This is a genomic window from Microcystis sp. M169S2 (assembly GCF_020245865.1).
Taxonomy (GTDB): Bacteria; Cyanobacteriota; Cyanobacteriia; order Cyanobacteriales; family Microcystaceae; genus Microcystis; species Microcystis ichthyoblabe_A.
Window position 1 is genome coordinate 1 of sequence record NZ_JADBUB010000026.1, and the last position, 9,882, is coordinate 9,882.

Sequence of the window (9,882 nt, forward strand, 5' to 3'; positions counted from 1 at the left end):
AATTGTCTCATCAATTTTTTGATAATTGACCACTGTTACATTTGGTAAATCGAGGAGTTGATCAAAATTTATCCACATAACCCACCTCCTGTTCTGTGTTACTATTATACCATGCTCACACAGAACCTAGAAGAGCCAATTTGATATGTTTTCCGAAGTTCAATTAACCGAAGATTTGCCAGAATCTAATTTGTCTCGTGGCACTCACGCGATTATCGTGGATTATTGTCCTAATCCCGAAGGCCAAGAGGATGGCTATGTTTTAGAAGTGTTAAATAATCAGGGAAAAGCCTATACAGTTATCGCTGTAGAAGTTTCCAAGATTGAATCGATTCAAAATCTTAAACAGGATGAATTTCAAATTATATAATTCTGTTATTCTTGGCTGTGATTTCCTAGAAAACTGAGGTTCAAGAAGCTTAACCCACCATCCTTTTTTTTGTGTATGTCCCCAGGGATGACGACTGTTTTCAGGTTGTTACTCTCAAGCGCCAATGAAATATTTACCGTCCGCTCTTTGGTGAAAGTTAGATAAGTTAAAATCAAAGAGAATATCCCTATCGCTACAATCTCAACTATCAATGAATCTCCTGAAAGATAGTAAAAAAATTCGTTTTGTTGACCTCTTTTGTGGTTTGGGAGGGTTTCGAGTGGCGATTGAACAAGTTTGTCGCCAAAAAAACTTAGAATCTGATTGTGTTTTTTCCTGTGATATAGATAAAGATGCTCAGTCAATTTATCAGGCTAATTTTGGCGACCAACCCCGGGGAGATATTACCGAAATCGCTGCCCTAGATATTCCCAATCACGATATTTTAATGGCGGGATTTCCCTGTCAACCCTTTAGTATTTGTGGTGATTTAAAGGGGTTTGAAGACACCAGAGGCACGCTATTTTTTGAGATTGCCCGCATTTTAAAAGCCAAACAACCCGCAGCATTTATTCTGGAAAATGTCAAGCAATTGCAGGGACATCAACAGGGAAAAACCTTAGAAGTTATTCTCGATACTTTGCAAGATTTAGATTACTATACCGATTATCGGGTTTTGAATGCGCTTAATTTTGGTTTACCGCAAAAACGAGAACGAATTTTTATCGTTGGTTTCCGAGAAGCGTGGGGTTTTATCTGGCCAAAACCAGCTTTATCTAGAACAACTTTAACGGAAATATTAGAAGAAAATGTCTCGGATTTTTATTATGCTTCCGAAAAAATTCAAAAAAGTCGCCTGCTGAAAAGAGAGGGAAAAAACCCTTATAGTGAACCGACTATCTGGCACGAAAATAAAGGAGGTAATGTCAGCGCTTATCCCTATTCCTGTGCCTTGCGAGCAGGAGCATCCTATAATTATTTGTTAGTGGATGGGAAAAGACGTTTAACAGCAAGAGAAATGCTACGTTTACAAGGTTTTCCCGATGATTATCAAATTGTCGGCAGTTATCAAACTATGCGAAAATTAACCGGTAATAGTGTGGCGATTTCCTGCGTAGCTGCTGTGGTTAATTCTGTGATCGAGTCTTTGTTAGATATTGAGCAAGCATCAACTAATTCAGGTGTGCTGAATAAATCTAAAAACCTTATCCAACACGGTTTTTAGATTTATTCAGCCAATCCTATCTATCTTGTCCGTCCATTGGGGTAGGTAGTAAGGATGTTTCCAGTAGGCGTAAAGTCTACTCCTCGGCGTGAGATTAATGTTTAGTCGGATGGAAGCATCAACACCATAATAGCCAGAAATTACTCTAATTTGATGGGCGGAGTCGGACTCGAACCGACATGAGGGGCTGCCTCGCCACATTTTGAGTGTGGTGCGTCTACCAATTTCGCCATTCGCCCTTGGCATTAACCTTATCATTATAACCTATTTTTGGCCCCTTTAACAAATTGTGATAATCGGGGGAACTGGCCCAACGATCGATTTCTCGCGCACGCAGGACGGGGAGGGGATGGGTTAACTGTTGGGTTTGCAAACCCTTTAACATTTCCCCCATTTCCGAGGCACTGACGGCATCGTAGGACTTGGCCTGATCGATAAAGGCCTCTAAATTTAATAAAGGTGCGAGACTGGGGGAACCTCCGGCTAACTTCATTAACACCGACATGACGATTTTTGGGTCTTGAACTGCCAATAAAGCCGCTCGATCGCAACTAAACTCGGCGCAGCGCACCCATGCTAACATTCTCTCCTGTAGGGATTGTGCTAACATTGTCCCCCAATTGGGCAGTAATCCCGCCGCTAGAACCATAATATTGGCTAAAGTCAGATAAACGCCGTGTTCACATTTGAGATGACCTAATTCGTGGGCGATTACCGCTTGAATTTCTGCGGGAGTCAGCATTTCAATTAGGGAAGTGTGCATCACCATAAACGGTTTTTTGCCGCGCATGGCGAAGGTATAGGCGTTAGGAACGGGGTTTTGTTGAATGTATAATTGAGGTGGTTCTAAGTCGAGAATTCGGCAAGCTTCTAGGAGGAGATTATGCAGGTCGGGTAATTGTTTTTCCCCCACCAAAACACTAGCAGCAATATTATTTAAGTAAAAGAATTCCTCAGCGACGGAACCTAATAAACTTCTCACGGCTATATCTAACCCAGGCAACTGTTTAAGGGAATTAGTGGCCTCTAGGTCGATGGGATGCCGAAAATCATTGGCTTTTAAGCCGAGTAATAACTGTTTTGATAATTCCATATTCTTATTCATTTAACCAAGCTTTGACGCGTTCTAAACTTTTCCAGTCCGGTTTTCTAGCTAAACCATCGGTGATATTTTCATCCACTTCTTGGCGAACTTCTTTGTTTAAACTAACTAATTGTTGCACCAGTTCGATATGTTCCCTAACTCCGGCGGTTTTGGTTTCCAACATAGCTAAAACCAAATTGATCCGGTTTTGGGGGGAAACTTTATCAAGTTTAACGGCTTTTTGGGCGGCTTTTAGGGCTAATTCCGGTTTATCGGTGAGCATATATAACCAAGCTAAACAGGACCAAACGGCGGCATTTTTGGGACTGCGATCGCTTAATTGTTTAAATTCTGGCAATAAACTGGCGGCGCTTTCTCCCTGTTGGTAGCGTTCTAAACCTTGTTCGAGGGTAAAATTGGCGGTTTCTGTCATTTTCAGTTGCGGGGTTAATCAAGGAGCAAATTTAACGGTTATCGGCGTATTACACAAAGCTAGTACAAATCACCTTTATCTAGTATTTTAGCAAAATTTGTCCCCTTGTCAGCAAAATTTTAAAAGACGATGCCGCGTTCTCGCCAGATCATCAATAGGCCACTCATCGAAACAAATAACATCACTGCTTGTTTAAATTGTTGGGGACTCATTTTTTCTAAAACTTTTTGTCCTAACCAATTGCCCGGCCAGGCCGCTAATCCTAACAATAAACCGTAACCGAGAAAGGGCAGATGTAAAACTCCAAAGGCTGCGTAGGCGATTAATTTGGCCACATGAACTACTACCATGTGAACGGATTTTGTTGCCACCATTGGTTCTTTAACTAGCCCATAGTTGATATAAAACAGGTTCATCATCGGGCCGGTGCTACCGACTAATCCTGACAGGAAAGCGTAGATAAATCCCGAGGGCATAAAATACCAAGTTTTAATCTCAAAAAAAGGATTTTCTTGTTGGGGAAATAATTGTTTAAGCGAGGATAAAACCAGAAAAATTCCCAAAACTAGCGGCAACCATTTGAATTGTAAATGGGCAAAGACAAAAGCGCCGAGGGTAGATCCCATAATTGCGCCAGGTAAATACCACACCGTCGAGGGCCAGTCAATGGCCCGCCAATACATTCCCATGCGTTGGACATTACCGATTAGCATCCCCGTGGTCAAAACTGGAGGAATGACGGCAGCATCGAGAAACCAACCTAAAACGGGGAGTAGAATCAGGGGGCTGCCCCCACCAGCAAGGCTACTAAAAAACCAAGCTAGACTACCTGCCAACATCAAGGTAACAATGATCATCGAGTTGTAAGGTTAATTCACAAAGAGTTACTTAATCTATTATGATATCTTCTTTGGGATCTTCATCGGTATAATGCCATTCCACATTGGGCATAGCCTCGAAAGCTTGCCGGACGTAATCTTCCCAGAGTTTCCGCATTTTGGCTAGGTAGGGATCTCCTAGGCGCAATTGTAACTTATGACGTAGGCTTAGGCTATTCGCTTCATACATACTCAAATAGATAGGCGGTCCGACGGAAATATTCGATTTCATGGTCGAATCGATGGAAAGTAAGGCACATTTAGCCATTTCCTCTAGGGGTGTATCATAGGTAATAGTGCGATCAAGAATCGGTTTACCGTATTTAGTTTCACCTATCTGTAAAAAGGGCGTTTCTTTGGTGGCTTGAATATGATTTCCCTGGGGATAAATCATGAATAATTGCGGTTCTTCTCCTTTAATTTGTCCCCCAAGAATAAACTTACATTTAAAATCAATATTATCTTTTTCTAGCCAAGTTCTTTCCCTAGCTTGTACTTGACGACTTTTATCACCGATATAGTGGGCGATATCGTAGAGATGAGTCAGAGAATGGAGATTTTTATCCTCTTGATTGTGCAGATCTCTTTTTAGTTCGTGAATCACTCCTTGGCTAATCGATAAATTCCCCGATGTACAGACCATAATTACTCTTTCTCCCGATACCGAAAAGTCAAATAATTTCCGATAGGCCGAGATATAATCGACTCCCGCATTCGTGCGAGAATCCGCCCCCATAACAATGCCAAAACGATTGATAATTCCTAAACAGTAAGTCATTTTCAGTAATCAGTAAACAGTAATCAGTGAACAGTAATCAGTAATCAGTAATCAGTGAACAGTAATCAGTAATTAGTGAAGAGTGAAGAGTGAAGAGTGAAGACTGAGCGGTGAATAATATCATTTAAAGCTTAAAACTTAAAACTTTAATCTGATAACTAATCACTGATAACTAATCACTGATGACTGATAACTGATAACTGATAACTGATAACTGAATTAAGCCATAACCATGCCACCATCGACGTTAAAGACTTGACCAGTGATATAAATAGCGGCGGGATCGGCGGCTAAAAAACGCACCATTCCGGCGACTTCTTCCGGTTTTCCGTAACGGGAGAGGGGAATATATTTGAGAATTTCATCTGCTTTGAGGTCATGAGTCATATCGGTTTCAATAAAGCCAGGGGCCACGGCATTAACAGTGATGCCTCGACTGGCAAATTCTTTGGCTAAAGTTTTCGTTAAACCGATAACACCGGCTTTAGCGGCGCTGTAATTAGATTGACCCGGATTACCCATCAAACCAGATACAGAAGTGATGTTAATTATGCGGCCGCTTTTCTGTTTTAACATCAATTTACCGACGGCGCGAGTGCAGAGAAAAACTCCGGTTAAATTGAGATCGATGACCGCTTGCCAGTCTTCTAATTTCATTCTTAACATTAGGGTATCCCGGGCAATACCGGCATTATTAACTAAGACATCAATATGACCGAATTTTTGCTTAGTACTATCTACTAAATTATCCACTTCTTCGCTTTTAGCCACATCTGCTTGTAGAGCTATTGCCTTTCCCCCAGCTGCGGTAATTTCTTCAACAACGGCATCGGCAGCACTGCTAGATTTAGCATAGTTCACCACTACAGTAGCACCCTGGCTGGCTAATTCCAAGGCGATCGCTTTACCGATCCCTCGCGAGGCCCCGGTTACTATGGCTACTTTGTCTTGTAAATGCTGGCATTCTGCGGGTAATAGTTTCATAATTTTCTGCATTCCCCAAATAATCGTCAAATCTCAAGAGAAAACTCTGTACTGATAACTTTGCTCAAAACACTTCATTATCTCACAAGCGGGTTAATCTGACCGCAGCCATCCTCAAGCGCGATCGCTCTGTCCCCACTTTCCTCTATAGTATCAGGGAGAATTGGCTGCCACTAATTGATCGAGTTGCTGCTGCATCAAATAACAGACTTTCTCATAACATTCGCTTACATAACGGCGGTCCCGGGCCGCTTTTTTGCCGTAACGTTCAAAAATAATTGGGGGACAAACCCGCGTCTGTATCGATACGGGTAAGGGAATATTCGGCAAGGGACCGATAGCTAGTCCCCAGGGTAAACCGAAATAGATGGGACAGGTCCCGGGGTCAATACCGAAAGGCCAAGGCATACCCTTTTTATGCAATTCTTTTAATTGAGGATAAATATCCTCGAGGACAAACAGAGTCGAGTGAGCGCCGTGGGAGATGGCGGGAATAATCGGCACTTCGTACTGTAAAGCTAGTTTAACAAAAGCTTGATTACCGGCAAAATGAATTTTATTTCTTAAACTGTGGGGACGGAAAACATCCGTAGCACCCCCTGGATAAATTAAGACACTAGCGCCACTATTCAAAGCAGCGATCGCCATTTTGGGATGAGCATGAACGGCCCCCATTTGGGCCGCTAGACTAGCTTGGGGTGGAAAAACTCGCCAGACTCGCGAATCCATCAAACCATAGATTAAGCGTTCGCTGCCAAAGCGTTGAAACCAATCATACATCATCATAAACATATCAGGAGCCGCTAAACCGCCGTTATGGGAGCCGATGAATAATACCTGTCCTGAGGGGGGAATATTTTCCCAACCATCGGTTTTAACCCGAAAATAATGGTGATAAAACCAATCCAGAAGGGGGACAAATTTTTCGATCACTTGCGGATCGCGATCCTCTAATGACCAACCGGTGAGGGTATCAACAGGGGCCTTGGCTGCTTGTAGGGATAATTCGGCAAAAGTGGCCGTAGATGAGACAAAAGAGCTAAAAATCTGCATTGATGCCAAGTTGATAATTTAATCGCACCTTATTATCGCAAATTTCGGTTAAAAAACCCATCGTTTTAGAACGGCTTTCCTCGATAATTCTATCATTTTTAATGTCTAATCTTCACCGTTGAACCAATTTTTATCTAATAACTGTTCTAAACTGTAAGGGCATTCTGAGGGAAAATCGCCAGAAAAACCAGTTTTTTGTTGAACATAATCGAAAGCATCCTGATAGATTATCGGTAATTCCTCAGCTAAATAATTCTGTAAATTCGTCGTTAAATATTTTCTTAATTGCGTGCGAAAACTGATAATTTCCGCTCGCCAATGATTCCGATTTATTTCTGCTTCTGTTGTCCAATATTGTAAAAGTAATAAATGCCTGATCACTTGTTCAAGTAAGCTACTGACTCGGTTTTTATCTCTTTTACTCAAGCTTTCTAATTCCTCAATTAAATGGATTACATCTAATTCATCTAAGCGATTTTCCTTGAGGATTTTTATTGTTTTATCTAACCAAAGATGTTGATCAATTTCGTAAAGTAGGGGTAGGGTTTCTCCTCCCTCTACTTGCCAGGGATTCTGATTTAAAGTTTTCATTGCATTGTTGGCGGTTTTTAATAGGAAATAAGCACCCTCATATATATAGCGTTTCTGATTCACAAGAGGTACATTCCCGATCCTGAACAGCTTAATCAGCAAAGGTTTAAGTGTGCCGCACAGATGCGAGAACCGCTATATATTAGTCGACTTTCTTCTAATTTTGATAGTGACACGGGAAAAATTACCGCCCCTCCTTACAGTAACTAACTGCCATTATCCCTAAATAAATGTAAAAAAGATTAATTTTCGCCAAAATAGTTGACTTTACACTCCTCCTGTGCTGCGGTGCGCTTCAAAGTAGGTTGGGTTGAAGCATGAAACCCAACGCTAGAAACGACTCTAAGACCGATAGTCTCTCAGCTAGGGAAAGGATGTTTCCATTCAATTAATTTCTAAGCGCGAGTAGAGAGATTTTTTGGCGTGGTTGAAGGAATAGAGGACGGTTTACGCAATCCCCTCGCCTTCGGTTTCCCCCTTTGAAAGGGGAGGTAGGGGGGATACCTAAGAAGTTATTTTTCAATTCTTGATTAGGAGCTATAAACCCAATTTTTCCGTAGGTTAAGTTTTTAGTTTTTACATAAAGAAACATTTTCATTGATGCCGGTTTTTCCCGTTAATATCCAGCCTTCTTGTGGTGATTTTATGACCACCCAGTTCAGATTATCATTGGTGGTAAAGATGATTAAAGGAAATGATTCTCCTTGAACAATTTGTCCACTTTTAACGATGCCTAAATGACGGGAATTAGTGGTAGAGTCTTCATAAATTATTAAGCCATTTTTCACGGAACTATTAACGCGCAAGCAAGGAACAGTTCCTAAAGAGGTGTTATAGGCAGTAACAGTATTAGTGCCTTTGAATTGACCATTTATCCAACAGCCATATTGTATTTTTCCCGAACCTATTTGATTGATGTCATTATCTAATCTCCACCAGTAGGTTTCTTGTTGTTTCTTCTCTGCATTGGGGGTGTCAACTTCGCCAAAACATAATTGCTGTAATTCTAGTCCTGCTCCTAAGTCCATATTGGAGAAACCGAAATCTATATTTGCATCGGTTAATTTATCCCAACGTTGCCATAGTGTCCAGCCTGTTTGGGGTTGATTATTGGAACCATTCGGATCGCCCATTTCTGCTTGTGTTTTTATGGAGAAAAGGTTGATCAAGCTATAAATTGTTAAACTGAGTAAGCTGGTTTTTAAAATGTTTGACATTCTCATCTTGAATTATTGTTTAGAGGAGTAATAAGTAGGTAGGCGTTAAAAGTTGTCAGATGCCCCCCTTATTAAGGGGGGATTAAGGGGGGATTAAAGGCAAAATCCATTTTTAATTTAATTATAACCAGCTACTTAGAAAGTAATGATCAAGCAGGATTTGGAGAATAAACCCCTAGGAAGGGGAAAGAACAGAGCAAAAACCGAGAGCGAAAGATAATTGTTTAAGAAGTAATACCAATTCTCCAAAGTCTGACTACAGAAGTTTAATCCCCCTAAATCCCCCTTAAAAAGGGTGACTTAAATTCGATGTGTAGTTTTCATTTAGAGAAATGGTATAACACCCCAGAGGGTTGCTTCTCCCACGGGATTTCCCTTCATCCTTGATGCTTTATCTGCTCTGAATACAATTTAATCTGGTATCAGCAAAAGTCCCTCGCTTTTAGTGATGGGACTTCTGCTGACACTCAGTTAAATGCACTAAGAGCTTATTGCCTCAAACCAGAGGATGTCACAGCACTATACTGGTGACAGGTAAACTATACACTCCAGCGACCGCCAATTGAAAGTCGCTGACTGCATCACCGTTGGTATCCCCGGAAAGGAGACCGCCGTAAAAGCGCAGTTGTCCCGCTTGACCTGAAAAATCCGAGGCACCAATAAACGTGAAACTCTGATTACCATCGTTGAGGAAGTTGGCATCAATACCAGAGATGTCAATAGTATCAAGACCAGTATTGAAATCGAGGATATTGTCTTGGTTTGCACCTTGACCGATTTCATCAACGGTGTTGAAGATAAAACGGTCCCGACCTTCACCTCCCGTTAGTTCATCTGACCCTAATCCTCCGATAAGAATGTCCTCACTACCGCCACCAATAATGACATCATTACCAGTGCTACCGGTGATAGTATCATTCCCCCAATAGCCATGAATTTGGATATTGCCACCGACAAAAGCAGTATTAGAGAAGTCGAGGGTATTGTCACTCCAATCACCGACGATGGTGACTTTTCCTGCTACTCCTGTACCGTCGATGGTTTCAATGCCACTATTAACCCCAAAACTCTTGAGACCAATATCCACATTACCAGTACCTTTGGCGATGATGGTATCTGTGCCACTTGTTCCTGTATCCGTAATGGTGTCATAGCCTTCAAAGGTACTCCACTCATTACTTTGATAGCCGGTATAAACGTATTGGTCGGAACCGTTACCACCGTTAAGTTTGTCCTCACTACCGCCACCAATAATGACATCATTACCAG

11 protein-coding genes and 1 tRNA gene are annotated in these 9,882 nt (G+C 41.5%); 2 read left to right on the forward strand and 10 right to left on the reverse strand.

Annotated elements, in window-relative coordinates; translation table 11 throughout:
* Positions 1-145: 145 nt before the first annotated feature.
* Positions 146-370, forward strand: coding sequence for a DUF4926 domain-containing protein (locus IM485_RS02460; protein ID WP_287741033.1), 225 nt, complete (start codon positions 146-148; stop codon positions 368-370).
* A gap of 211 nt (positions 371-581) precedes the next feature.
* A complete protein-coding gene (locus tag IM485_RS02465) occupies positions 582-1,595 on the forward strand; it encodes a DNA cytosine methyltransferase (RefSeq protein WP_287741035.1) in 1,014 nt (337 codons plus the stop codon).
* 154 nt (positions 1,596-1,749) lie between these two features.
* Here the strand turns inward: IM485_RS02465 and IM485_RS02470 are convergent.
* From IM485_RS02470 to IM485_RS02515, 10 genes are all read right to left on the reverse strand, one after another.
* A tRNA-Leu gene (locus IM485_RS02470) sits at positions 1,750-1,834 on the reverse strand.
* Positions 1,813-2,700, reverse strand: coding sequence for a M48 family metallopeptidase (locus tag IM485_RS02475; protein WP_192575988.1), 888 nt, complete (start codon positions 2,698-2,700; stop codon positions 1,813-1,815). Before IM485_RS02475 ends, IM485_RS02470 begins: the two co-directional genes overlap by 22 nt.
* Positions 2,693-3,112 (reverse strand): tetratricopeptide repeat protein, encoded by a 420-nt coding sequence (locus IM485_RS02480; RefSeq protein WP_104396524.1) that lies wholly within the window; start codon positions 3,110-3,112, stop codon positions 2,693-2,695. The genes IM485_RS02475 and IM485_RS02480 overlap by 8 nt, the downstream gene beginning before the upstream one ends.
* 119 nt (positions 3,113-3,231) lie before the next feature.
* Positions 3,232-3,969 carry a sulfite exporter TauE/SafE family protein gene (locus IM485_RS02485; protein ID WP_104396523.1) on the reverse strand — a complete coding sequence of 246 codons (738 nt, stop codon included), beginning with the start codon at positions 3,967-3,969 and terminating at the stop codon, positions 3,232-3,234.
* A 31-nt stretch (positions 3,970-4,000) separates the two neighbouring features.
* Positions 4,001-4,768 (reverse strand): proteasome-type protease, encoded by a 768-nt coding sequence (locus IM485_RS02490; protein WP_002754509.1) that lies wholly within the window; start codon positions 4,766-4,768, stop codon positions 4,001-4,003.
* 219 nt (positions 4,769-4,987) lie between these two features.
* A complete protein-coding gene (gene fabG / locus IM485_RS02495; protein WP_002775997.1) occupies positions 4,988-5,764 on the reverse strand; it encodes a 3-oxoacyl-[acyl-carrier-protein] reductase in 777 nt (258 codons plus the stop codon).
* A gap of 141 nt (positions 5,765-5,905) precedes the next feature.
* A complete protein-coding gene (locus tag IM485_RS02500; RefSeq protein ID WP_287741038.1) occupies positions 5,906-6,805 on the reverse strand; it encodes a lysophospholipid acyltransferase family protein in 900 nt (299 codons plus the stop codon).
* Between the two features lie 105 nt (positions 6,806-6,910).
* Positions 6,911-7,396 carry a DUF29 domain-containing protein gene (locus tag IM485_RS02505; RefSeq protein WP_104396564.1) on the reverse strand — a complete coding sequence of 162 codons (486 nt, stop codon included), beginning with the start codon at positions 7,394-7,396 and terminating at the stop codon, positions 6,911-6,913.
* Between the two features lie 569 nt (positions 7,397-7,965).
* A complete protein-coding gene (locus IM485_RS02510) occupies positions 7,966-8,613 on the reverse strand; it encodes an SH3 domain-containing protein (protein ID WP_238141974.1) in 648 nt (215 codons plus the stop codon).
* A 511-nt stretch (positions 8,614-9,124) separates the two neighbouring features.
* A partial coding sequence (locus tag IM485_RS02515; protein ID WP_287741041.1) for a calcium-binding protein occupies positions 9,125-9,882 on the reverse strand: 758 nt, incomplete at its 5' end.

Bases quoted from the DNA above. Each gene is read 5' to 3' on its own strand.
- IM485_RS02460 (WP_287741033.1), top strand. From the start codon at position 146: ATGTTTTCCGAAGTTCAATTAACCGAAGATTTGCCAGAATCTAATTTG.
- IM485_RS02465 (WP_287741035.1), top strand. From the start codon at position 582: ATGAATCTCCTGAAAGATAGTAAAAAAATTCGTTTTGTTGACCTCTTT.
- IM485_RS02475 (WP_192575988.1), bottom strand. From the start codon at position 2,700: ATGAATAAGAATATGGAATTATCAAAACAGTTATTACTCGGCTTAAAA.
- IM485_RS02480 (WP_104396524.1), bottom strand. From the start codon at position 3,112: ATGACAGAAACCGCCAATTTTACCCTCGAACAAGGTTTAGAACGCTAC.
- IM485_RS02485 (WP_104396523.1), bottom strand. From the start codon at position 3,969: ATGATCATTGTTACCTTGATGTTGGCAGGTAGTCTAGCTTGGTTTTTT.
- IM485_RS02490 (WP_002754509.1), bottom strand. From the start codon at position 4,768: ATGACTTACTGTTTAGGAATTATCAATCGTTTTGGCATTGTTATGGGG.
- fabG (WP_002775997.1), bottom strand. From the start codon at position 5,764: ATGCAGAAAATTATGAAACTATTACCCGCAGAATGCCAGCATTTACAA.
- IM485_RS02500 (WP_287741038.1), bottom strand. From the start codon at position 6,805: ATGCAGATTTTTAGCTCTTTTGTCTCATCTACGGCCACTTTTGCCGAA.
- IM485_RS02505 (WP_104396564.1), bottom strand. From the start codon at position 7,396: ATGAAAACTTTAAATCAGAATCCCTGGCAAGTAGAGGGAGGAGAAACC.
- IM485_RS02510 (WP_238141974.1), bottom strand. From the start codon at position 8,613: ATGTCAAACATTTTAAAAACCAGCTTACTCAGTTTAACAATTTATAGC.